The following is a 24,718-nucleotide window of genomic DNA, read 5'->3' as shown; positions in this document are numbered from 1 at the left end:
ACCTTTCACTTCAAGAGCTTGGCGTGCTTGCGCAGCTGGTTCACGTAGTCCTGTTTCTCCACCACCAGCGGGTACTGGTCGGCGTGATAGAGCCGCAGCCCGGCGTACAGGTCGGGCTGGCGGCCCTGGGTGGCGCGGTCGAAACGCTCGACCCGCACCGGGTCGTTCGCCTTGGCGCGCAGATATTCGGCGACCAACTCGGCCTGCTTCTCGTAGACGTCCCAGTGCGAGCCGATCGGGCGCACCATCCCGATCACGAACAAGTCGCGGGTGTGCGGCGGAAAGATGTTGAGATACAAACCCGGTCGCAGGCTGCCGTCGGCCCAGTTCAACAGAGTTCGGTCGACGACGGGGTAGTTCGGCACGAACCCGGTGGCCAGCACCACCAGGTCGACCTTCTCCTCGGTGCCGTCGGCGAACGTCACCCGGTCGTCGTCGATCGATGTGACGTCGGGTTTGGGTGTGATGTCGCCGTGTGTGTAGTAGTGGTGCAACTGGTCGCCGAGCATCGGGATGACGATGCCCTCGGCGAAATCGGGCACCGGCAGCCCAAACGAGCGAGAGCGGCCGCGCAGATAGGAGAACAGCCGCTCGAAGGCCCGCTTGCGCAGCGGCCGCCACATCCGGCCCTGCAGCATGCTGTCGGTCGGGCGGCCCAGCATGTACTTGGGCATGCAGTAGAACCCGCGCCTGCTGCTGTGCAGGGTCAGCGCGGCGTTGACCGCGCAGTCGGACAGGATGTCGGCCGCCGACTGCCCGGCCCCGATCACCAGCACCCGCTTGCCGAGCACCTGTTCGGGATCGCGGTACTCGCTCGAATGCAGCACCGGCACCGTGCCCGAGCCGGGGATGTCGATGCGGCGCGGGGTGCGGTCGTGGCCGGTGGCGATGACGACTCCCGCGTAGCGTCGCTCGGATCCGTCGGCCAGCGTCACCGACCAGCCGTCATCGCCGGGCTCGACGTGCCGCACCGCGGTGTTGAACCGGATGCGCGGCCACAGCTCGAAAGCGTCGGCGTAGGCGTTGAGGTAGCGCAGCACGAGTTCGTGCCCGGGATAGTCGGGATAGTCATTGGGCATCGGGAACCCCGAAAACGCCTGCACCCCTTTGGAAGCGATCACGTGCGTGTTGCGGCTGACCGGCGAGTCCGGGCGCCGGGCGTCCCAGATCCCGCCGATACCGTCGGCCGCTTCCAGCACCTCGAAATCCAAGCCGTGCGCGGCGAATTCGCGTGCGGTCGCCAGACCGGCCGCACCCGCGCCGATCACGCAATAGGTGCTCATGCCGCGGAGACCCGTTCCGTTCGCGGGGAGTCCTCTTGCGGCGGCGTTGCTTCCGGCTCGGTGCCCGCGCTCGCCCGCCAGGCCACGAAGAAGCAGGCCACGTAGATGATCGTCTGCGCCACCAGCGTGAAGTAGACGTTCTCGTTGTAGACCGCGATGATCAGCCAGGCCACCGTCAGCAGGGCGACGGTGCGTTTGCCGCCGCGCATCAGCCCCGCGTACACCGCCAGCATCCACACCGCGCCCACCGCGATGTACACCCACGGCCCGAACGGCGCGCGGAACGACGCCAGCGTCAGCACCGCCAGCCAGATGGCCAGCTGCTCGGCGCGCACCCGCGGCCCTTCGGCCCCCGCCGACAGCCGCCGGTGGATGCGCACCGCGGTGACCGCCACCAGGATCAGCAGCAGCAAGGTGTAGACGTTGGTGATCAGGCGAGCGGGACCGACAGGATCGCCGATGTCCCAGCCCATGATGTTCGCCTTGTAGGGCAGCCCGAACGGCGAATAGTTGACCAGCTGATTGGCGCGTTCGACCAGCACGAACTGGTGGAACTCCCCGCTGGCCAGCCGCTTCCAGGTGCCGTCGGACAAGAACTGCCGCCACGGCTCCCAACCGAAGATCGCCAACGTCGCCAGTGAATACAGGCCGCCGAACACGGCCGTCCAGGCCGCGGGCCGCCAGCGCCGCTGGACCAGCAGATAGACCAGCAGAATCGCCGGGGACACCTTGGCGACGATCGCGAACGCCAGCGCCGCGCCGCCGAAGATGTTGCGCCGCAGATGGAAAAGCGCCATCGCGCCCGCACCGCCGACATACAGCACCAGCACGTGGACGTTGCCGATCTGCATGGTCGCCAGCGTCGGCAGGCTGATCCACACCACCGGGGTCAGCGCCGCCAGCACCCCGCCCTGCCTGCCGCCGATCCAGCGGGCGATGGCGAACATGGCCACCAGCACGATCGCCACGTACAGCGAGTAGTACAGCGCCCGCAGCGTGGCGAAGTCGTGGCTGAACAGCAGCAGCAATCGCGGCAGCAGCAGGAACGGCGGCGGGTAGAGGTAGGCGTCGCGATCCTGCGGTGTCACCGCGGGCAGGATCGAATCCGCCTGGGGCGACTCGTAGCGGTGACGGTCGTAGAGACCGGCCGGGTCATGTTCGGCCATGAGCGCGCCGCTGATGTAGCCGGACAGGTGGGTCTTCTTGACCAGGAAGTCGTCGTCGGCCGACAGCGAGGCGTCCACGTTGTCGGCGTCGAGGATGAACTGCGTCAACCGGGCCAGGACCGCGACGACGAGCACGATCACCAGGCTCCACAGCACCCGCACCACGATCGGTTTGCTGCGCACCACCTCCCGCCACTCGTCGGGCACCCTCGGCACGAACAGCACGAACAGCACCGCCGCGCACACGATGCCGAGCACGGCGGTCACGGGGCCCGGTAGGCCGGTGAGCGCGAGCACGATCATCACGACGGGGACGAGAATGCCGACCACGAACACCGCGTACATCGCGGCGTAGTAGTCGAGCGAACCACGGAACCTGGTCCATGTCCTGGATATCATCTGCAACCTACGGCTTTCGGTTCCCGCGCCGCCCGGTTCGGGCCGCGCGGTCGGTCTATCTGGTCGCTGCTCCGGCGTGCTCGGCCAGCAGCGGAACAACCTGGGACACCACATCGCCCGGTGCGGGCGCGGCGCGCAGGTCGGCGCCGATCTGTTCGGCGGCGGCGCGGAAACGCGGCTCCCGCAGCAGCGTGCGGATCGCGGTGGTGAGCGCCTCGACGTCGCCTTGCCCGGCAGCGGTCTCTGCGGTCAGCCCGGCCCCGCTGCGCACCAGGCCCCTGGCGTAATCGAACTGGTCGAACATCTGTGGCAGCACCAACTGCGGCAGGCCGAACCAGCCTGCGGTGAGGCCGGTGGTCGAGCCGCCGTGATGCACGAGCAGATCGCAGCCCGGCAGGAATAGGTTCAGCGGAACCTCTTCCACGACACGGACATGGTCGGGCAGTTCGCCGACCGTGGCCCGGTCCGGTGCCGAGAGCGCGACGACGACCTCGGCGTCGTCGACGGCGGCCAGCGCGGCGAGCACGGACTCCAGCGGCCGGGGACCGGTCAGGCCGAGCGTGCTGCCGCCCATGCAGACCGCGATCCGTTTGCGGCCGTGCTCGTTGCGGTGCCACGGCGGCAGCACGCCGGTGCCGTTGAACGGGACGTAGCCCAGCCGGATGCTCGGCGCGGCATCGGGCGCTTGCAGCCGCGGCGGGCAGATGTCGAGCACGGCGACCGGGTCGGCCAGCCGAGTGCCCGCCTCCTCGGCGAGTGCGGCGGTGCGGTCGGTGAAGGGACCGCCGGTGGGGTCGATGCCCCAGCGGTGCACCAGCACCGGCAGATCCAGTTGCGCGCCGAGCGCGCGGCCGATGGTGGCCAGCGGGTCGGTGAGGATCACCTCCGCGCCCCAGTCGGTGGCCACCGCGGCGAACGTCTCGAGGTACTGGCGGGCGTGGTTGTGCCAGTTCTGCGCGGCGATCTGCCACAGGCCCTGTCCGCTGGACTGGTCGCGGTCGGCGAACAGCGGCAGCGGGAACATGCCCGGGTTCACCTGGGTACGCAACTGGTCCATCGGCACGTTCAACGCGGTCACCTCGACGGCGTTGAGCCCCGAGCGCAGCGCGGTCGCCGTCACGTCGTCGCGCGAGGCGACCAGCACTTCGTGGCCTGCCTGGCGCAGCGCCCAGCAGAACGGCACCATCGCCAGCAGATGGCCCGACGAGGGCACCGGCACGACTAGAAACTTCATCCGATCACTCCTTCGGCTTCATCCACTCCATCGGATTGGTGTGCCGAGGCACCCATGATGGAGCCGATTGCTCGGCATTGCGGCGTTTTTCGATCACCACGATGTTGTGGTAGAAGTGCAGCGCCCCGATCCAGTCGTCGAAAGCGCCTGCCGCTCGGCCGGATTCCTTCTCGAATTCCTGGTGGTGCAGGGCGTCCACCAGGGTCTTCAGATAACCGATGGTGGTGGCCGGATCGTCGGTCGCGGTGCTGCTTCCGCCCCAGCCCGACCAGTAGGAGGTCTGAGTGTCCTCCACCACGTACAGTCCGCCCGGCCGCAGGTGGGCGAACAGCGCACCGAACGAGGCGATCACGTCGCCGCTGATGTGGCTGCCGTCGTCGATGATGATGTCGAACGGGCCGAGCGAGTCGCCGAGCCCGTCGAGAAACGCCGGATCGCCCTGATCGCCGCGCAGGGGTTGCAGGCGCGGCTCGGCGATGCCGGACTTGTCGAAGTAGTCCAGCCCGAACACCAGGCCGCGGCGGAAGTACTGCTTCCACATCCGCAGCGACGCGCCGCCGACGTCGGGGGCGGTGTATCCGCCGATGCCCAGTTCGAGGATGCGGATCCGGCTGTCGCGCAGCGGCGCGAAATGCCGCTCGTAGTGCTGGGTGTACCAGTGCCCGCCCCACTTGTCCGAACCGAAGTGCAGCGACAGCGCGTCGAGGTCGTAGTGGTGGGGACGGCAGGCGGTGACGATGCGGTCGGCGGCGACGGCGGCGGCGTCGCGGGCCAATCGCCACGGGTCGTCCGGCGCGAAACTGCCCGGCCCCGGCTCGTCCTTGATCGTGATGGCGCGGGTGCCCAGGGCGGCGTCGGGCGGTCCGTAGACCGCGCGCAGCAACTCCACCAGATCCTGGCGCACCACCAGCCACGGATCCTCCAGGGTGCCCGGCGCGATCGCGGGGTCGTCGGCGCCGAAGGTGACCAGGTAGTCCAGCTGTTTGCCCTCGTGGGTCAGCTCGAACACCGCGGTCACCGGTTGTCCAGGGCGCGCGCCGTAGCCCGCGCGCCAGGCGATCTCCTTCAGCACCGCGTCGGCGACGGTCTCGGTGCCGATCTCGCCGATCCGGGCGGCGGTCTCCTCGGGGACGCCGTCGGCGACGGAGATCAAGTGGGCGGCGAGAACGTTCTCGTCGTTCAGGGTCACGTCATCCATCCGTTCCGCCGGTGCGTACCGGCCTCGATTGCTCAGCAAGGCGCACGCCCTCGGCGACGAGCATGGCCCGCACCATGCCGTGGAAATCCACCGAAGGGCGCCACCCGGTCCGCGCGCGTAACTTCCTCGACTCACCCACTCGCGGTCGCCCGCCGCGGGTGAGCACCGAGGACCGTTCGCGGACATGGTCGTGCCAGTCCAGTCCGGCCATGCCGAACGCCGCCGCGCAGAACTGCGCGACCGTGTGGTGTTCGCCGGTGGCGACGACGAACTCCTCCGGCTCGTCGAGCGCCAGGATCCGCGTCATCGCCTCGACGTAGTCCGGCGCGTATCCCCAGTCGGCGCCCGCGTCCAGCCTGCCCACCTCCACCGCGCCGGTCTCACCGCGCTGGATCCGGGCGACGGCGCGCACGATCTTGCGGGTGACGAATTTCTCTGCACGCAAAGGAGATTCGTGGTTGAACAGAATGCCGGCCGCCGCGAAGACGCCGCGGGCACGGTAGGTGCGGCAGGCCAGCAGGCCGGCCGCTTTGGTCACCCCGTAGATGGAGTCCGGTCGCAGCCCGCTGTTCTCGTCGCACACCGCGTCGCCGTCGGAGCCGAAGACGTGCGACGAGGCCGCGTAGAACAGGCGGGTGCCGGTGCGGTGGCGATCGATCGCCTCCGCGAAATGCTGCACCGGCAGCGTATTCACCCGATGCGAGGCGCGGGCCAGCTCGTGCGGGTCGCCGTGGTCGTCCTGCGAGGAATGTTGCACCGCCGCCAGCAGGTAGACCTGCCGGGGGCGTTCGGCGGCGACGAGTTCCTCGACCGCGGCGGCGTCGGTGATGTCGACCGGGCCGTCGCGGCCGATGCGCAGCACGCGCTCGCCGCGCCCGGCGAGCAGGTCCGACAGCAGCGTGCCGTCCTGCCCGGCCGCGCCCGTGACGACGATGGTCATCTCACACCACGTCCAGTTCCGGCAGCGGGAACACCAACCGCCCGCCCGCCGCGCGGAAAGCGCTCTCCCGCTCCAGCATCATGGTGCGGAAATGCCAGGGCAGCACGAAGAACTGGTCGGGCGCCATGGCACGCGCCTGCTCCTCGGACACGATCGGGATCGCGCTGCCGGGGGTGAACTTGCCGAACTTGTCGTCGTTGACCTCCGCGATGCACGCCAGATCCTCCGGCCCGATCCCGCAGTGCTGCAGCACCACGTTGCCTTTCGTGGAGGCTCCGTACCCGAGCGTGCGCAGGCCGGCCTTGCGGGAGCGGTCGAAGAACTCCCGGACCTGTTCGCGGTGCTGGTCGACCCGTTTGGCGAATTCCGCGTACGGCTGCGAGGTGTGCAACCCGAGCGCGGACTCCTCGTGGCGCATCCGATCCAGCGCGGCGGCGTCGGCAGGCGAGGCGACTCCTTGCTTGCCGAGTGTGAGTGCGAAGCTGCCGCCGTTGACGGTATTGCGTTCCACCTCGAGCACCACGAATCCGCACCGTCGCGCCATCCACTCGATCTGGTCGAGGGTGTAGTACTCGAGGTGCTCGTGACAGATGGTGTCGTAGGAGGTGGTGGCCAGCATCGCGGGCAGATAGCTCTGTTCGAGCACCCAGATGCCGTCGTCGGCGAGGTTGTCGTACACCGCGCGCATGAACTCCAGCGGGCGCGGGACGTCATAGAACATGGCGATCGAGGTGATCACCTTGGCCCGCCGCCCCTCGAGCACCGATTCGGCCAGCTCGTGGTCGAAGTAGCCGGTCACCAACCGCGCGTGCGGCGGATAGAACCGGCGGAACTTCTCCCCCAGCGGGTCGATGCCCAGAATCGTCGCCGACCCTTCCGGATAGGCGCGCAGCAACGTCGCGTCGTTGCTGCCGATGTCGATCACCACGTCGTCCGGTGACAGCGGCACCCGCTGCCGGATCCTGTCCACCCGGTGGGCGAGGTGCTCGATCATCGATCGATTCAGCCCGGAGCGGTATCCGTAGCCGGGGGAATACATTTCGCCGAAGTCCGCGGTGTGGCGCAACTGCACCAGCCCGCACTCCTCGCTGCCTTCGGGCACGCAGCGCACCAACTCCAAGGGGTAGCGCGGCACCTCGGTGGGATCGGTGGCCGGGAACACTCCCGTCAGCGCCATCGTGCCGAGGTCGACGACCGTTTCGAGCCGGGTGTTCCCGCACACCCGGCAGCCCTGCACCGCCACTGCTTGCGTCACGCGTTCTCCATATCGTGGGCGACCATCAACTCGACGAGTTCGGTGAAACTCGTCCGGGGCTGCCACCCGAGCTTCTCGCGCGCCTTGCTCGGGTCACCGGTGAGATGATGCACCTCTGCGGGGCGGAAATAGGTCGGATCGACCTCGACGAGCACTCGCGAGGTTCGCCGGTCGATCCCCTTCTCGGTCAATCCGGTTCCTTCCCAGATCAATTCGACACCGGTGGCGGCGAACGCGGTCTCGCACAGCTCGCGCACGCTGTGCGTCTCGCCGGTGGCGATCACGTAGTCGTCGGGTTCGGACTGTTGCAGCATGAGCCACATCGCCTCGACGTACTCCTTGGCGTATCCCCAGTCCCGGCGAGCGTCCAGGTTGCCGATGAACAACTTCTCCTGTTTGCCCTGCGCGATGCGCACCGCGCCCCTTGTCACCTTGCGGGTGACGAAAACCTCGCCGCGCCTAGGTGATTCGTGGTTGAACAAGGTGCCGTTGACCGTGTACATCCCGTAGGCCTCGCGGTGGTTGACCGTGATCCAGTACGCGTACAGCTTCGCCACCGCGTACGGCGAGCGCGGATGGAACGGCGTGCGCTCGCTGAGCGCCACGTCGTGCAGGCCGCCGTAGAGCTCCGAGGACGAAGCCTGGTAGAAGCGGGTCGCGATGCCGGTCTTGCGGATGGCGTCCAGGATGCGCAGTGTGCCGATCGCGTTGGTCTCCGCGGTGAACTCCGGGATCTGGAACGAGATGTGCACGTGCGACTGCGCGCCCAGGTTGTAGATCTCCGCCGGTCGTACGTCCTCCAGGATCCGGTTGAGACTGCTGGAATCCATCAGATCCCCGTAGTGCAGGAACAGCCGGCGTTGGGAATGGGTATCGGAATACAGGTGGTCTATGCGGTCGGTATTGAAATTCGACGCACGCCTGACAATCCCGTGCACCTCATATCCTTGCTGCAACAGGAATTCTGTCAGATAAGACCCGTCCTGGCCGGTGATGCCGGTTATCAGTGCCTTTCTCATCAAACCTCCAGCCCCGAGACTAACCGGTCGTCAAATGGCGGGCAATACCTATCTTTCGGTCGCCGCCGGTATTAGAATTCGATTGCATGAGCGCGGCCTCCGAAAAAACTCTGGTAATGATTCCGACGTACAACGAGCGTCGCAACGTGGGCCCGTTGCTCGCTCAGATCCTGGAACAGGGCTCCGATTTCGACGTCCTGTTCGTCGATGACAATTCCCCGGACGGCACCGGAGATCTGCTCGATGAGCTGGCCCGACAGCACGCGCCCCGCATCCATGTGCTGCACAGGGCGGGACGGCAGGGCGTGGGCTCCGCACACCAGGCCGGTATCCGCTGGGCATACGCGCAGGGATATGCGCACATCATCACGATGGATTCCGATTTCGCGCATCCGCCGTCGTATCTTCCGGCATTGCGCGCCGCTTCCGACGGTTTCGACATCGTGGTCGGATCGCGCTATCTGAAAGAGGACAGCCTCGCCGACTGGACTCCCTTCCGCAAGGTCCTCACCCGGGTCGGGCATTTTCTCACCGTGACACTGCTGCGGATGCCCTACGATGCCACCGGCGCGTTCCGATACTACCGGTTGGACACGGTTCCGGTGGCGGCTTTCGATCGCGTTCGCTCGAACGGCTACTCCTTCTTCTTCGAAAGTCTCTACATCCTCGCCGCCAATGGTTTCCGGATCGAACAGGTGCCGATCCACGTCCTCAACCGCACCGCGGGCGCCTCCAAGATGCGCACCCGCGATGTCGCGACCAGCGTGCGCTTCCTGCTGGTGCTGTGCGGGGAGAAGTACCTGCGCCCCGGCAGGCATCGCGTCACCTCGCCCGCGCATCGCTGATCCTCCGCCCGGCCAGCCAGTCGATCACCGCCGCCGCCTCCGGCCAGTCCGGGCCGGTGGCGGTGGTCGGGAACTGGTCGTCGACAACATCTTTGGCGAACTGCGAGGACGAGCCCACCGCGTCGCGTACCTCCGCCAGCGTCACGGTGGTGCGTGCGCCGACCTCGCGCAGGCCGGTGTCCTCCAGGTGGGCGGCGATCCAGTCGGCGCACCAGTCCACCGGGGCGAAACTCTGCCGGGAGCGGCCGCTGGCGAACACCGGACGGTCGGCGGCCATGTCGGCCAGCACACCCTTGCGGTAGTCGCCGCCGTACATCGGGCCGAGCCGGACGACGAAAGTGTCGCGGCCGGAACACATTCGCTCGGCCTCCGCGCGATGGCGGCCGTAGACCGTGTCCAGCTGGGTCCGTGCGGAGATGCTGCTGATCTGCACGAACCGGTCCCAGCGCCACTGCTCGCGCAGCAGGCGCGTCTTGTCCACCGTCTCCCGGCGATCGTCGCCGGGATGCTGCTCGGCCCAGAACCGCTTCGACGGGCAGGCGGCGTTGATCAGCACGTCGTAACGACCTGCCGTGCAGTGGAATTCGTGGTCGTCCCGCACCACGGGCACGACCTCCCATCGCCGCATCCTGCCGAGCGCCTCGACCAGTGCGGCGCCCACGTATCCCGCGGCGCCGAGCACCGCCACCCGCATCCCGCTCATGCGAGGTCCTGCCCGGCACGGGCGGCCGCGCTGGTCGGCCGCACCGATATTCGGCCGCTCACGACTTGCCTTCCAAGGTGTGCGGCAGCGGCGCCACCTGCACGATCGGCGGATCGCACTCGTCCCACGGCTTGGTCAGCATCGCGACGAAGGTCAGCGGGGTGATCGAGTACACGGTGTGCATCACCCCGATCGGCGTGCGCGTGCAGATGCCCTTGCCCACATGGATGAACTCCTCCGGGCAGTCCGGATCCGCGTAGTCGTCCTTGGTCACCAGCACGCCGTTGCCCTCGACGAACAGCAGGTACTCGACGAAATGCGGGTGGTAGTGCAGGCCGCGCACCTTGCCGGGGTGCATGTAGATCAGGTTGAACTCGAGCAGGGGTTCCGGCGGGACCCAGGTGAAAATGCCACCGCGCCCGTCGCGGACGGTGTCGAGGTTGCACGACGGGGTGAGGACTTCGACCTTCATTACTGCATCCCTTCATCAGGCGGATACCGCGTCGGGGCGGACAGCGGCGAGCTTGTCCGCGAGCGAGTCGAGCAGCGCTGCCCGCTGCTCGACGAGAAAGAAGTGGCCGCCGGGCAGCAGCTCGGTGGAGCGCAGTCCAGGCAGGACGTCGCGCCAGGCCTCCAGCTGGGAGGCCGCGACCTGGCGGTCGTCGCGACCACCGAACAGGTGGGCCGGGCACGACGGCGCGGCGGCGGGTGTGAATCGGTAGTCGTCGAAGATCTCGAAGTCGCTGCGCAACGCGGGCAGGAACAGCGCCATCACCTCCGGGGTCTCGCGCACTTCCGGCGGTATGCCGCCGTAATGGCCTACCGCCGCAACGAACTCGTGGTCCGGTAGCTCCGACAACCGACCCGGCCTGGGGAGATGCGGGGCCACCGCACCACCGAGGAACAACGCGCGTGGCGCGATCCCCTCGGGCAGGCGGCGGGCGACCTCGTAGGCGGCCAGCGCGCCGAGGCTGTGGCCGAAGAACGCGAACGGAAGATCGGTCAGCGGCAGCACCGCGGTCAACGCCGTCTCGACCAGATCGGTGAATCGCCGGATCGGCGTCTGCGCCAGATGCCGTTGGCGGGCAGGCAGTTCCAGAACGCACAGCTCGATCCAGTCGGGCAGCTGGCGCCGCCACGGCGTGTAGGCCGCCGCCTTGCCGCCGGCGAAGGGCCAGCAGAACAACCGCAGGCTCGGCGTCGCGGCGCTCTTGCGATGGATGGTCAGCCCTTGCGCCTCGCGAATTGGTTGCGCCGCAACCGCCGTCGGAGAGGTCATCGCAGCCGGAGCGGGTTCCGGTACGACCGGCATAGCCGTTCTCGGTGTGACCGGCGCAGCCGCTGTCAGTGCGGCTGCCGAGGAAATCGCCGAGACCATCTCAGCCGGAGCGGCTTTCGATAGGGGCAGCGCACGTACATCAGCTACCGTCGCGATCCGGGTCACCGGGGCATCCAGCGTCGCGAAGAACTTCGACAGCGGTGCCGACGGGCCCACCTCGTAGCGAGGTGTGCCCGAGCGCAGCAACGCTCGCATGTTCGCCGTCCAGCGCACCGGGGCGGAGATCTGGCGGACCAGATGCTCGGCGAGGGTTTCGGGCCGATGGAACTCCCCGGTGTAGTTCGAGGTCACCGCGACCGCGCGCTCAGCCCGTATGCGCGGTGTGCATTCGGCCAGATGCCCCGCGAACTCGTCCTCGATGCCGCGCATCCAGCGGGAGTGGAACGGCGCGCTGACCCGCAACGGGACGAACCGCAGTTCCGGGAAGCGCTCGCCGAGCACGACACGGGCGGCCGCGACAGCGTCGCGTTCACCGCTGATGACCAGCTGATCGGTGGAATTGTCGTTGGCCACCTCGACGCCCGCCTCGGCCACCAGATCGGCCACCCCCGAGTCGGCGATGCCCGGTAGGATCAGCGCGGCCATCGCGCCCGCGCCCTCCGGCACCGCGCGCTGCATCAGCGCGCCGCGCGTGCGCACCAGCCGTACCCCGTCGGCGAGTTCGAAGACGCCGGCCGCGACCAGCGCGGCGTACTCGCCGAGACTGTGTCCGCCGAAAGCGACCGGTTGCCAGCCGGATTCGCTCACCAGCACCCGGTAGGCGGCGATCTCCATCGTCAGCACGCACGGCTGGGTGTACTCCGTGCGATGCAGTCGCGGATCCCGCTCGACGCAGATCCGCAGCAGGTCCTCGCCCACCGCGGCGCTCGCCTCGGCGAAAGTGTCTCGCGCGAGCGGGAATTCGGCGCAGAGATCCGCTCCCATCCCGGTGCGCTGCGCACCCTGCCCCGGGAAGACGATCGTGCAGCTCACCGCAGCACCTCCGCGGTCGGCTCGGCCCCGCGGGGTGCGGGGATGTAGCCCACCTCCGCGCAGTGCGCCAGGTACACCCGCACCAGATCCTCGGTCGGCGGGCAGTCGATGCCCGCCGCGCCGAGCACGCGGCGGGTGTAGGTGCAGTCGGCGTAGGAACTCTCCTCGTAGTGGATGGTGCCGAACAGTTCGATGCCGTACTTGAACATCTCCAGGGTCTGGCTGTCGTACACCTCGTCGGTGCCCAGCCGGTAGATCTGCCGGTCGGTGGCCCTGCGGTGGAATTCCTCCAGCGGCACCAACGCCACCTCGTACCCGGCACGCTGGACGTAGCGGACCACGTCGTAGTAGCGCCGGATGTCCGGATTGGTCAGGTGGTAGGTCTCCCGGTAGGTGGCGCGGCGCGTGGCGATGTGCACGATCGCGGCGCTGACGTAGTCGACCGGACTGATGTCCCAGTGCACCGGCGTCAGCATCGTCTCGCCGGTCTCGATCATCGTCTTGAGGATGTCGTAGTACGCGCCTTTGACGCTGACCTCGGAGAACGGGTACCGGCCGGTCCGGCTGTCGCCCATGATGTTGCCGGGGCGAACGATGTCCCACAGCAGTCCGCGTTCGCTCGCCTCCCGGATCAGCTTCTCCGACTCGTATTTGGTCTGCTGGTAGGGCAGATGGTCGTAGCCCTGACCCAGTTCGAGATCCCGCTCGGTGAACGGCGGGTTGTTGAAGTTGAGCCGATCGCCCAGCGCGCTGAAACTCGACACGTACACCAGGTACTTGCCGCGCGAGCGCAACGCGAATTCCACCGCGCGACGGGTTCCTTCGACGTTGATCGGGGCCAGGGCGTCGTAGAAGGTGACCAAGGTGGTGCGGCCCGCGGCGTGGATGGTCAAGTCCACGTCGTCGGCCAGCCGCCGCCAGGTGACCTCGTCCAGGCCGAGCCGTTCGCTGGAGACGTCGCCGAGCACCGCGGTGACGCGCTGCGCGAACGCCTCGTCGAGGGTCGACTCCGGGTCGTAGGTGCTCAGGAAGTGCTTGATCCGCCGCTCGGCCGCGGCCACGGTCTTGCCGCGCACCAGACAGGTCACCCGGACGTCGGTGCGGGTGAGCAGATCGTGCAGCAGCTTGCCGCCCAGCACGCCGGTCACGCCGGTGATGAAGACCGACCGCACCGGGATCGGGACCTCTGTCGTCACCACGGGGATGTCCTGCTGGGCCGCTGTGGCCGCGGCGGCCACGGTCGGGCGCGGAGCGTCGTCGTGTGCCGTGCCGGAGATGATGCCCTCGGCCACCAGGTAGTGCGACAGCGACGCGATCGTCGGATGCAGCTCGGTCGATTCCGCCGGGATCTTGACGTCGTAGTGCTTCATCAGCCGGTTGAGCATTCGGACGGTGGCCACCGAGTCGAATCCGAAGTCGGCGAATTCCGCCTCGAGGTCGAGCTCGGCCGGGTCGGACTTGGTCAGATCGGCGAAGATCTCCCGGATGTGCTCGGCGAGCCGGTCGCACAACTCGCTGTCGAATGCGTCACCGGAGGACTCGGCGACGGCCGGTGCGGCGACTTCGGCGGTGGGCGTTTCGACCGGTTCCGGCGGTGCCGCAACGCCCTGAAGCGCTGTGCCGTTCGGTGAGTGCCCGTTGCGCTGCTCCGACTGCGGTGGCTCGATCTCCTGCGTGACCACCGTCTTCGCGACCACGTGCGGTGTTCGTCTGCGGTAGTCCTCGGGCACGATCCAGTACCTGCGCCGGGCGAACGGATAACCTGGCAGACCCACGATCCGGCCGAAGGGCTGCTCGTAGCCCTGTTCCCAGTCCACGGTCCATCCGCCTGCCCACAGTTCGGCGACTCGCGGCAGGTTGCCCGACCGCAGCAGGGCGCGCACTTCGGCGCGGTCGGCATCCGATTCGCCGGGCAGCTCGTCGAGGTCGCGGTGGGTGCGGGCCACGCCGCGGAAGACCAGTAGTCCCTCCGCCGGTGCGGGTGCGCCGGCATCGGCTGTGCTGTCGAGTAGTTCGACGAGTTCGGCCGTCGAGGTGGCGACCACCGCGAGTCGATGTTCGAACGGTGTCCGGCCGACGGCCAGCGTCCACGCCACATCGGGCAGGGCGAGCGGGTGATCGCGCAGCCGATCGGCGGTGCGGGCGGCCAGCTCCGCGAGCCGGTCGGCGTCGCGGGCGGACAACACCACGATCCTCGGCCGCCCATCTTCCGGCGTTGCCGCGACGGGCTCGGCGTCGGTGAGGATCATGTGGGCGTTGGAGCCTCCCGCGCCGAACGAGCTGACGGCGGTGACGCGTGGTGTGCCGTCGCCGGGGCGCGGCCAGGGTGTGGGCCGATCGATGACGTGGAACGGTGTCGCCGCGAAGTCGATTCCCGGGTTCGGTGGATCGCTGTGCAGGTTCGGCGCGATGGTGTCGTGGCGCAGTTGTAGCAGCGCCTTGACCACGCCCGCCGCGCCCGCCGCCGCTTCCAGATGTCCGACACTGGATTTCGCCGAGCCGATGCCGCAGTAGCCCTGCTCCGCTGTCGAGCGCCGATAGGCCTTGGTGAGGGCCGCGATCTCGATCGGGTCGCCCAGCGCGGTACCGGTGCCGTGGGCTTCCACGTAGCCGATGTCGGCCGCGTCGACGCGTGCCGCGGTCAGGGCTCGGCCGATGAGGTCGGCCTGGGCGACTGGGTTGGGGACGGTGAACCCGTTGGTGCGTCCGCCGTGGTTGACGGCGCTGCCCCGGATCACGCCGTAAACGCGGTCACCGTCGGCGCGTGCGTGCCGCAGCGGTTTGAGGACCAACGTGACCACACCCTCGCCCGGCACGTAGCCGTCGCCGCCCGCGCCGAACGTCCGGCAGCGGCCGTCGGTGGATGCCCAGCGGCCGTAGCCGAGCAGCAAGTACTTGCCGGGATGGATCGACACGTTCACCCCACCGGCCAGCGCGTAGGCCGCTTCGCCGCGGCGCAGACTCTCGCAGGCCAGATGCAGCGCGGTCAGCGACGCCGAGCACGCCGTGTCGACCGCGAGAGACGGGCCGGTGAAGCCGAAGTGGTAGGACACCCGATTCGCCACCGCGAAATACCCCGAGATCGGCACGCCCACGAACGCCTGGTACTCGGCGTAGCCGACCCCGGCGAAGACGCCGGCATCCGGCAGGCCGCGTGCGGCGGCGCTGCGGCGTACCCGATCGGGCGAGTAACCCGCGTCTTCCAAAGCCGCCCAGGAGGTTTCGAGGAACAGCCGCTGCTGCGGGTCCATCTCCTCGGCGTCTTTGGGGGTGATGCCGAAGAAGCGAGCGTCGAACTTGTCGACGTCGTCGATGAATCCGCCCCAGCGCGCGTAGGTGGTGCCCGGTTCGTCGGGATCGTCGGACAGGTATTCGCGGTGATCCCAGCGTTGCGGCGGCACCTCGACGATGCAGTCGCGACCGGCGACCAGGTTGGCCCAGAACTCCTCGATGTCCCCCGCCATCGGGAACTTGCCCGCCATGCCGATGACGGCGATGTCCTCGGCGTCGTCCGCGTCGTCCGCGTCGTCGACGGAATGCTCGGCGGGAGCGGTGGGCTCGGAGGCGACCGAGCCCACCGACGCGGGTGCGCCGCCGGATGCCGCGGTTGCGGTCGTCGTGTCGTCGGTGATGGCGGCCAGACGCGGCCCGTGCTCGTCGGCGAGGTAGCCCGCGAGGTCGCGGACGGTCTGGTATTCGAACATCAGCGTGCTCGGCATCGGTCCGAAGTCGGTTTCCAGCCGGTCGTTCATCTTGCTGATCAGCACCGAGTCGATGCCATAGTCCTGCAGCGGGATTCGGGTGCGGATCCGCTGCGGGTCGAGTCGGCAGTACTCGGCGAGCAGGCCTTTGAGGTAGGTCTCGGCGGACTGCCGTCGCTGCGTGGGGTCCGGCGATGTGGGCAGGACATGATCAGGCGCAGCAAGTCCACGAGCCCGATCGTCGGCAGCGTTCTGGAGCGCGCTGTTGTCCTGGAGCGCAGCGGCCGTCTGTGTCGCGGGCACCGACGAGCCTCCGACCGCTCGCGAGGATGTCGCAGGTCCATCGAGTGCCGTCTCGACCATGGACGTGCCGGATGCCACCGCTGCGGCGGTGCTGAGCTCGCGGGGCGCCGCGCCGGTCGATGGGGCTGCGGTGCGCTGCGTCGCGGCGAGGTCCTGGGCTTCGCCGACAACGGAGCTGTGCGACGGGCGCGCCGTGTGCTCGGACGAAGGGACGCTCATGTCCGGTGCCCAGCACCGTTCCCGGTCGAACTCGTAGCCGGGCAGATGGATACGGCGCGCGGCCGGGTCGGCCCAGCCCGCATGTGAGACGTGCCCGCCCTCGACCCATTGCCGTGCCACCGCCTCCGGGTCGTCCAGCACGGTGGCAGTGTCGCGGTCCGCGGCGGGGGTGTCGGTCGTTCCGGTGTAGACCCCGGCAGGCCGGTCGCCGTCGGCGAAGGCGGCAAGCCGGGCCACGACCGCATCCACCGAATCCCCGACCACCGCGAGCCGATGCTCGAATTCGCTGCGCCCGACCGCGAGCGTGCGCGCTACGTCGGCGAGCGACAAATTCGGATGCGCCGCGAGATGCCTGCGCAGCGTCCGCGCCATCCGCGACAGGCTCGTAGCGCTGCGCGCGGAGAGCACCACCACCTGCGGTACCCCGGGCCCCGCACGCCGTGCGGTCGCTACGGCCGGTGCGCCGTCGACCACCAGGTGCGCGTTGGTGCCGCTGAAACCGAAGGAACTGATCGCGGCTCGGCGTGGCGCGCCGTCCCAGGCCCGCAGTTCGGTGTTGACGAAGAACGGCGACTGCTCCAATCCGAGCAGCGGATTCACCGAAGCGACGTGCAGCGACGGCGGCACCTGTCCGGCGCGCATGGCCAGCAGCACCTTGAACAGGCTCGCCATGCCCGCGGCGTGCGAGGCGTGCCCGATGTTCGATTTCACCGATCCCACCGGGATGACGCCGACCGCGTCGGTGTAGCGACGGAACGCCGCGGTGAGTGCCTCGAGTTCGATCGGGTCGCCCAACCGCGTTCCGGTGCCGTGCGTTTCGACGTAACCGATGGTGGACGGATCGATCCCGCCGTCGCGATACACCGCCAGTTCCAGTTCGGTCTGCGAACGAACGCTGGGTGCGGTGATGCCGTTGGTGCGGCCGTCATGGTTGACGCCGATCCCGCGGATCACCCCGTGGATCGGGTCGCCGTCGCGTTCGGCGGCGGCCAACGGCTTGAGCACCACCACACCGACACCCTCCGCGATCACGAAACCGTCGGCGTCGGCATCGAAACTCGCGCATCGCCCGCGTGGTGAGAGCATGCCCATCGACGAGGCGAGCAGGTGGTATTCGGGTGTCACGAACACCGCGACACCCCCGGCCAGCGCCAGCTCCGACTCCCCCGCGGCGAGACTGCGGCAGGCCTGGTGCAACGCGACCAGCGCCGAGGAACACGCGGTGTCCAGACCGAGACACGGGCCGGTGAGATCCAGGTGATAGGCCACGCGGGCAGGCAGGATGGCCGGGCTGTTACCGGTGAACACGTGATGGGAGCCGACCGTTCCGCGGTTGCGCAGCAGGGTGGCGTAGTCCGAACCGGGTGACCCAGCGAAAACGCCGCAGCGGGTGCGCCGCAACGACTTCGGGTCGATGGCGGCGTCTTCCAGGGCCAGCCAGCTGTGTTCCAGGAACAGCCGCTGCTGCGGGTCCATGTAATCGGCTTCGGCAGGCACTATGTCGAAGAACGCCGGATCGAACTCCTCGACGCCGTCGAGGAAGCCGCCCCACTTGGAGTAGGTCTTGCCCGGCGTCGCCAGGCCGGGACGGAAATGCTCAGCGATCGGCCAGCGTCCGGCGGGGATCTCGGTCACCGCGTCCCGCCCTGTGGCGAGATCGCGCCAGAACTCCTCGAGGTTCGCCGCGCCCGGGAACTGCCCGGACATGCCGATGATGGCGATGTCCATCGATGTCGACCTTTCGCTGGGCCGTGCGGGCGGCGCGGTGGCGGTTCGAGGAGCCGAAGCGCCTTGTTCGGCCATGTGCCTGCTGAGCAGCCGCACCGACGGATGGTCGAAGACCACCGTGGGTCGCAGCGCCAAGTCGTAGCGGGCGTTGACTCGATCGATGATCTTCACCGCGAGAATGGAATCGACGCCGTAGTCCGAGAGCGGCAGCTCCGCGCGCACCTCGCCGCGCCCGACACCGAGGCCCTCGGCGACGAGGGCGACGAGTTCGGCTTCCAGGGCGGCCGCACCACGCACGGTGGCCGGTTCCGCGTCCGGCCGCGCACCGGCGGGCGGGTTCTCGGTATCGGCGAGGCCGACTCGCGCGGTGGCGGGCTGCGCATCGGCCGGGGGCAAGGCGACAGCGGGCAGCGTGGTGACGCTGACCGCGGCCAACACCCGGAAACTCGGCTCCGGGTCCTCCGACAGGCCGGGACCCCAGGCGCGGATTCCGGAGAAACCCGCCGCACTCATGGCGTCCCGCCACTGCGATTCGGACAGCAACGGCGAATACGGGAGACGCGCCTCGGGATCGCGATACGCGTGCCAGCCCTCCAGCAGGCCGAACGTCAGCGCGAGAACCTCGAGGTCGGCGGTCGCTTCGGTACAGGCGAGCACGCCACCGGGCGCGAGCAGCCGCCGGACGTTGCGTAACGTCGCGTCGATCGACCGCGTCGCGTGCAGGACGTTGGCACAGATCACCAGATCGGCCTGGTGTGCGGGGAAGCCTTGCGCGATCGGATCCGCCTCGATGTCCAGCACCCCGAACCGCACGTTCGACCGCGTACCGAAGGTGCGTCGCCCGTGCGCGACGAAACTGTGCGACACGTCGGTGTAGTGATAGTCGAACGCGATCCCGTGTTCGGCGAGCGCGTCGAGCACCGCGTGCGTGGAACCTCCGGTGCCCGCGCCGACTTCCACGATCCGCACCGGCCGGGTCTCGCCGTGCCGCTGCGCCACGGCCGACACCAATCCGGCGAGCAATCCGTTGGTGAAGTCGTAGGCGGCGTTGCCGCGATAGATCGCGCCGACCAGTTCGAGGTCTCCGGCGGGGAACAGCACCTCGGTCGCGGACATCTCGCCGCGCAGTACGCGGGGATAGGCGGCCAGGCAGGCATCGAGCAAGGCCACGTACGGTTCGGTCTCCGGGAAGCGCGCGAGCAGGTCGGCGCGCATCCCGCCGGTACCGGGTGGCGGACCAGGCACTTCGATCCGGTCGTCGTGCCATCGCACCAGCCCATGTCGCCGCAGGATATCCAGGCAGCTGGTGCGTAGCCGGTCGAATTCGGGCCGCACACCAAGGCGCGCGTCCAGCGACCGCGTGGTCCACTCCCCCGGCGTGAGCCCCATTCCGGCGAAGGTGGCGAACAGCAGCATCGCCGCGTAGCGGCCGAGTTCGGCCTTACCGGGCTCCACTGTGCCCGCGGGCCGGACAAACGCTTCGAACCCCTCCACCGCGGCGTCGAATCCCGAGCGCGGCGGTGCGATGATCCAGTAGTCGGTGCGCTCGAACGGATAGCCGGGAAGCGGAACTCGGCGCTGTGGCCCGCCGCGTCCACGCCAGTCGACATCGGCGCCCGCGACCCACTGCCTGGCCAGCTCTCGGTCGTCCGCCGCGGGCGCGTACAGCGGTGGCCGGGGGTGTGCGTCGACGCTGCCGGTGACCACGGGGCCGAGCTGGTCGGCGCCGAACTGGTCGAGCGCGTCGGCCACCTCGAGCGGCGAGGACGCGACCACCGCGAGCCGGTGGGCCAGTGCGGGCCTGCCCACTTGCAAGGTGCGCACCGCGTCGAGGAAATCCGCGGGGTCGAGGGTGCGGAAGTGCCGTGCCATGATTTCGGCATAGCGGCGCAGCCGCTCCGGAGTGCGCGCGGACAGCACGAAGATCTCGGGTTCACCGGTGGCGCCCGGACGCACTCGGTCGTCGATGAACTCCGCGAGCACCACGTGAGCGTTGGCGCCGCCCGCCCCGAAGGCGCTGATACCCGCGTGCCGCGCGACCGCGACGCCGTCGACGGTGCGGCGCGGCCAATCCTCCAGTTCACGCGGTAAGCGGAACGGCACCGAGTTGAACGCGATGGCCGGATTGACCTGTGCGGCATGCAATGTCGGCGCGATCCGGCCGTGACGCAGCTGCAACAGCACCCGGGTGAGACCCGCGACGCCCGCAGCCGCTTCCAGGTGGCCGATGTTCGACTTCGTCGACCCGAGTGCGCGGGAGCGGCCGCCGTCGTTCCTGCCGAAAGCGGCGGCCAGCCCGGCTATTTCGATCGGATCGCCGAGCGGTGTCCCGGTTCCGTGCGCCTCGAGGTAGTCGATCGCGGCGGGGTCGACCCCGGCGGCGCGCAGGGCCTCGCCGATCACGTCGGCTTGCGCCCCTGGATGCGGCACGCTGTACCCGGAGGTCTGCCCGCCGTGATTCACCGCGCTGCCGAGGATCAGGCCGTGGATGGTGTCGCCGTCGGCGCGGGCGGCCGACAGCGGCTTCAGATACAGCGCCCCGACGCCTTCGCCGGGCACATAACCGTCGGCGCTCGCGGCGAAGGGCCTGCACCGGCCACTCTCGGACATCATGCCCAGGCTGTGCAGCAGCAGGAATTTGTCCTCGTGCAGCAACAGGTTCACCCCGCCGACGAGCGCCGCGTCGCATTCGCCGTCGAGCAGGCTGCGCCGCGCCAGATGCAGTGCGGTCAGCGACGCCGAACACGCGGTGTCCACGGTGAGGCTCGGTCCACGCAGACCGAGGGTGTAGGAGGTGCGGTTCGCGATCGACGACGGGATCGAGGCCACCGCGACCGGATCGCCGTCGCGGCTGGCCGCCACTCCGAGCAGCCGGTAGTCGCTCCAGGTGGCGCCTACGAACACACCCACCCGGCGGTCGCGCACGGCCGGGTCGGTGTGGTGGTAGCCGGCGTGCTCGAGCGCCGCGTACGCCTGCTGCAGGAACAACCGCTCCTGCGGGTCAAGCAGCGGCGCCTGAACCGGCGGGATGCGGAAGAACTGGGGGTCGAAACCACCCACGTCACGCAGGAATCCGCCGGTCATCGGTGGCGCGCCGGGCGTGCCTCGGACGGAGGTGAGCCACCAGCGTTCGGCGGGGACCGGGCCGACCGCGTCGTGTCCGTCGCGCAGATTGCGCCAGAACTCCTCGATGTCCTCCGCGTCGGGGTAGCGGCCGCTGATTCCGACGATCGCGATGGGCTCCTCGACGGACTTGCGATGCTCGTCGACCGGCACGGTCGCGTGATGCGCATCGCCCTGCGCGGATGGCGCGTCGGACGGTGCGGTTGCCGGTTGTAGTCGTGCTCGCAGGATGTCGCTGTGGCCCCATACCGCGGCCAGTTGTGCGCGGTGGAGCGTCGCGCAGGACAACAGCAGGTCCAGTCCGGTCGCGGTGGGCAGCAGTCCCACACCGGCGCGCCGCAGCGCGGCGATCTGCTCGGCGGGCGGACGCATACCGCCTTCGGCCCACAGCGGCCAGCCGATGCTGATCGTCCTGCTTCCGGCTCGGTCGCGTTGTTCGGCGAAGACGTCGAGATAGCGGTTGGCCGCCGCGTAATCGGCTTGCCCCGGGTTGCCCAGCACCGCGGAGACCGAGGAGAACAACACGGTCAGGCGGGTCTCCGGCAGCGCCCGCGTCAAGTGCTCGACGCCGTAGACCTTCGGTGCAAGAACGGTTCTCGCGTCGTCGCGGCTGCTGCCGGACAGCAGTCCGTCGCGCAACTGACCCGCACCGTGGTAGAGCACGTCGACCGGCCCGAAGGTGGCGTGGGCGATCGCGGCGACGCGTTCGGCGTCGGCCGCGACCGACACGTCGGCGCGCACGTGTACGGCTTCCGTGCCGAGTTCGCCGAGCTCGGCCAGCAGTCCCGCGGCCGACGCGTCGAGCGGACGGCGCGATACCAGCACCAGCCGTGCGCTGTACTCGGCGGCGAGGCGGCGGGCCAGGTGACGGGCGATCCCACCGAATCCGCCGGTGACGACGACCACCGACCCCGTGCGCAGCACCGCGTCGCCGGAACTCGGCGTGGCATCGGTGAGCGGGCGGGTCCGGCGGATCCGGCGTTCTGCGCCGTGGTAGCGGATCTCGGTGGCGGGGTCGCGTTCTTCGACGCCCAGCTCCGTGGCCACGATGTCGTCGATCGGACGGGCGGGGTCGCGTTGGATGGCCCGCAGCAACGGTTGCGGCTGCTCGAGCCGCAGTGTGCGGGCCGCACCGCCCAGGAGGGCGCAACTCGATTCACCCGCGGGTGTCGCCGGTGTGAGAGCCAGCACCAGGCGCACCGGCGGTTCGGACACCGCCGCGACCGCGCGCAGCAGATCGCGCAGCGGCAGGTACACCCGTTCGATCAGCGCCTGCGGCTCACTGTCTGTCGTCGTTTCGGGCCACAGGTACACCGCGGCGTCGAAGCGCAGCCGCCGGGCCGTCAGCTGGTCGACCAGCAGCTTCATGTGCCGTGCGTCCGCCGGGTCGACGACGAAAGCGTCTGTACCGGAGACGAACTCGCCACCGGGACGGACCCGGATGACAGTCGCGGCCGCGCCGTGCGGGTAAGGGTGCTCGGCGGTATCGAAGACGAGCAGGCTGGTGGGTTCCCGACGCGTATGCGCGGTGGTGTCGGGCTCCCAGTCGAACCCGAAAACGACGAGGTCTTCCGCCGCTACCGATTCCGGCGACGCGACCTGGTCAACTGTCGGCGGGCCCGCCACCTCGGCGACCACGGTGGATTCAACGGGCACGGTGTCCGGGGTCGACGTGGCGGGGCGGTAGTTCGCGCCGGCGATGTCGGCGAGATGTCCGGCGAGCGCGTCGATGGTCTGGTACTCGAACAGCAGCGTCGGATACAGCGGCTCGCCGACTCTCGCCTCCAACTCGGCGGTCAGCCGCAGTAGACGACCGGAATCCAATCCGAGCTCGTAGAACCCGACGTCGGTGGCGATCCCCGCGGCGTCGGCGCCGAGTTCACCGGCCACGAGAGCGGCCAGATCGGCGGTGATCACCGCACGCGGATCACCTGAGGCCACCGGCACAGTCGTCGGTCGCGGCGTGGCTTGTCCCGTGGGTGCTGCCTGCGGCCGCGTCAGCAACCGCTGGATATCCGCGCTGCCACGCACACGCTTGGACGTCAGCCGATACCGCGCCACCGGCGCCCCGTCCCGGTCGTAGAGCGCCACATCGGCTTCGAGCAGGTCCCCGCCGTGCCCGCCGCCGCGGACCGCCGCTCGCACGAGCACCTCCTCGGGAGTCGCGCGCCAGGCGCGGACGTCGCCGAAGAAGATGGGGATGAACGCGCTGTCGTCGTCCACGCCGAGCCGCTGCGGATCGATGAACGGCACGATCGTGGAGGCGTCCAGGAACGTGGGATGCAGCAGGAAGCCGGGCAGATGCGCCGCGGCCTCCGCGCCGAGACCGAGCGTCGCGGTGACCACATCGTCGCGCCGAGCGAAATACCCAGTGGCGCGCATGAATTCGCGATGATCGATACCGCGGCCGCCGGTCTGGGCGTACAGCTCCGCCATGCCACGCGCACGCGACGCCGCCCGCAACTCGGCCGCATCGATCCCCGGCGGCTGATCGGAGGAAGCAGACCGCACCACAACGCATTCCGCGACAGGCTCGATCGCGCCGACCGGCACGCCTTTCGCGTCCAGGCTCTGTACGTCGATGGCGATCCGGCCGGTCGGACGATCCACGCGGAACGCGATGCGCACCGCGCCGTCGTCGGCGAGGGCGACCGGACGCTGGAACAACGCCTCCCGGATCGTCAGCTCGCCGGGCCGGTACCCCGCCGCCATCGCCGCGCGCAGGATCATGTCGAGATACACCACGCCCGGCAGGATCCGCACACCGTGCACGCGATGGTCGCGCACCACCGGGTCCTCGGCGCGCAGGGTGGTGGCGAAGCTGTCCAATTCGATCCCGCTCATCGCAGCGGCTCCACTTGGAGGAACGACGGTGCGGGCGCGCTGATCGGCACCACGATCCGCGGCGCGGGCTCCGTCGATGTGCTGGGAACCGTTTTCGGCAGCATGAAGCTCCTCTTGCGGAAGGCGGGTGGATCCAGGGGGTGGCGTGTCGGACGGTGCCCATCGGGCGCCTGCTCGACGATGAGGTGGGCATTGGTGCCGCCGAAGCCGAACGAGCTGACGCCCGCCGCGCGGGGCCTGCCGTCGGCCGGCTGCCACGGGCGCAGTTCTCGGTTGACCTGCAGCGGCGATCCGGCGAACTGGAATCGCGGATTGAGGTTGTCGCAGTGCAGCGACGGCGGCAGCGCCGAGTGGTGCACGGCCAGGATCGTCTTGACCGCCCCGGCGATGCCCGCCGCGGACAGCAGGTGCCCGATATTGGTTTTCACGCTGCCGACCGCGCACGGC

The 24,718-nt window shown here is 69.1% G+C and carries 13 protein-coding genes (1 of these 13 running past the window's edge); 1 reads left to right on the top strand and 12 read right to left on the bottom strand.

Annotation, left to right across the window (positions count from 1 at the left end; translation table 11 throughout):
• Window positions 1-5: 5 nt before the first annotated feature.
• The 7 genes from ABZW96_RS24525 to gmd are packed head-to-tail and all read right to left on the bottom strand — an operon-like array spanning window position 6 to window position 8,494.
• Complete coding sequence (locus ABZW96_RS24525) at window positions 6-1,283, bottom strand: NAD(P)-binding domain-containing protein (RefSeq protein WP_355077963.1); 1,278 nt, start codon at window positions 1,281-1,283, stop codon at window positions 6-8.
• Window positions 1,280-2,848, bottom strand: a complete 1,569-nt coding sequence (locus tag ABZW96_RS24520) for a glycosyltransferase family 87 protein (protein ID WP_355077962.1) — start codon at window positions 2,846-2,848, stop codon at window positions 1,280-1,282. The genes ABZW96_RS24525 and ABZW96_RS24520 overlap by 4 nt, the downstream gene beginning before the upstream one ends.
• A 55-nt stretch (window positions 2,849-2,903) precedes the next feature.
• Window positions 2,904-4,082: a nucleotide disphospho-sugar-binding domain-containing protein gene (locus ABZW96_RS24515; RefSeq protein WP_355077961.1), complete on the bottom strand. Its 1,179-nt coding sequence runs from the start codon at window positions 4,080-4,082 to the stop codon at window positions 2,904-2,906.
• 4 nt (window positions 4,083-4,086) lie between these two features.
• Complete coding sequence (locus ABZW96_RS24510) at window positions 4,087-5,271, bottom strand: class I SAM-dependent methyltransferase (protein WP_355077960.1); 1,185 nt, start codon at window positions 5,269-5,271, stop codon at window positions 4,087-4,089.
• A 1-nt stretch (window position 5,272) separates the two neighbouring features.
• A complete protein-coding gene (locus ABZW96_RS24505; protein WP_355077959.1) occupies window positions 5,273-6,220 on the bottom strand; it encodes a GDP-mannose 4,6-dehydratase in 948 nt (315 codons plus the stop codon).
• A gap of 1 nt (window position 6,221) precedes the next feature.
• Window positions 6,222-7,475 carry a class I SAM-dependent methyltransferase gene (locus tag ABZW96_RS24500; RefSeq protein ID WP_355077958.1) on the bottom strand — a complete coding sequence of 418 codons (1,254 nt, stop codon included), beginning with the start codon at window positions 7,473-7,475 and terminating at the stop codon, window positions 6,222-6,224.
• Window positions 7,472-8,494: a GDP-mannose 4,6-dehydratase gene (gene gmd, locus ABZW96_RS24495; protein WP_355077957.1), complete on the bottom strand. Its 1,023-nt coding sequence runs from the start codon at window positions 8,492-8,494 to the stop codon at window positions 7,472-7,474. Before gmd ends, ABZW96_RS24500 begins: the two co-directional genes overlap by 4 nt.
• A 116-nt stretch (window positions 8,495-8,610) precedes the next feature.
• Between gmd and ABZW96_RS24490 the strand changes: the two genes are divergently transcribed.
• Window positions 8,611-9,339, top strand: a complete 729-nt coding sequence (locus ABZW96_RS24490) for a polyprenol monophosphomannose synthase (protein ID WP_355077956.1) — start codon at window positions 8,611-8,613, stop codon at window positions 9,337-9,339.
• Here the strand turns inward: ABZW96_RS24490 and ABZW96_RS24485 are convergent.
• The 5 genes in view from ABZW96_RS24485 to ABZW96_RS24465 are tightly spaced (at most 58 nt apart) and all read right to left on the bottom strand, a layout consistent with a single transcriptional unit that may run on beyond the window.
• Complete coding sequence (locus ABZW96_RS24485) at window positions 9,317-10,042, bottom strand: hypothetical protein (RefSeq protein WP_355077955.1); 726 nt, start codon at window positions 10,040-10,042, stop codon at window positions 9,317-9,319. The genes ABZW96_RS24490 and ABZW96_RS24485 overlap by 23 nt on opposite strands.
• A gap of 58 nt (window positions 10,043-10,100) precedes the next feature.
• Entirely contained in the window at window positions 10,101-10,514 is a 414-nt protein-coding gene (locus tag ABZW96_RS24480) for a hypothetical protein (RefSeq protein ID WP_355077954.1), read from the bottom strand.
• A gap of 15 nt (window positions 10,515-10,529) precedes the next feature.
• Entirely contained in the window at window positions 10,530-12,353 is a 1,824-nt protein-coding gene (locus tag ABZW96_RS24475) for a thioesterase domain-containing protein (protein WP_355077953.1), read from the bottom strand.
• Complete coding sequence (locus tag ABZW96_RS24470; RefSeq protein ID WP_355077952.1) at window positions 12,350-24,271, bottom strand: thioester reductase domain-containing protein; 11,922 nt, start codon at window positions 24,269-24,271, stop codon at window positions 12,350-12,352. The genes ABZW96_RS24475 and ABZW96_RS24470 overlap by 4 nt, the downstream gene beginning before the upstream one ends.
• Window positions 24,268-24,718: the end of an SDR family NAD(P)-dependent oxidoreductase gene (locus tag ABZW96_RS24465; protein ID WP_355077951.1), read on the bottom strand. Its footprint extends 21,260 nt past the window's final position; only the last 451 of its 21,711 coding nucleotides appear in the window; its start codon lies off the right edge, out of view; it ends in the stop codon at window positions 24,268-24,270. The genes ABZW96_RS24470 and ABZW96_RS24465 overlap by 4 nt, the downstream gene beginning before the upstream one ends.

Origin of the sequence: Nocardia sp. NPDC004168, assembly GCF_040610355.1 — a bacterium.
GTDB lineage: Bacteria > Actinomycetota > Actinomycetes > Mycobacteriales > Mycobacteriaceae > Nocardia > Nocardia sichangensis.
The sequence above is the reverse complement of the archived record's forward strand: the minus strand, read 5'-3'. Positions and strand labels throughout refer to the sequence as shown.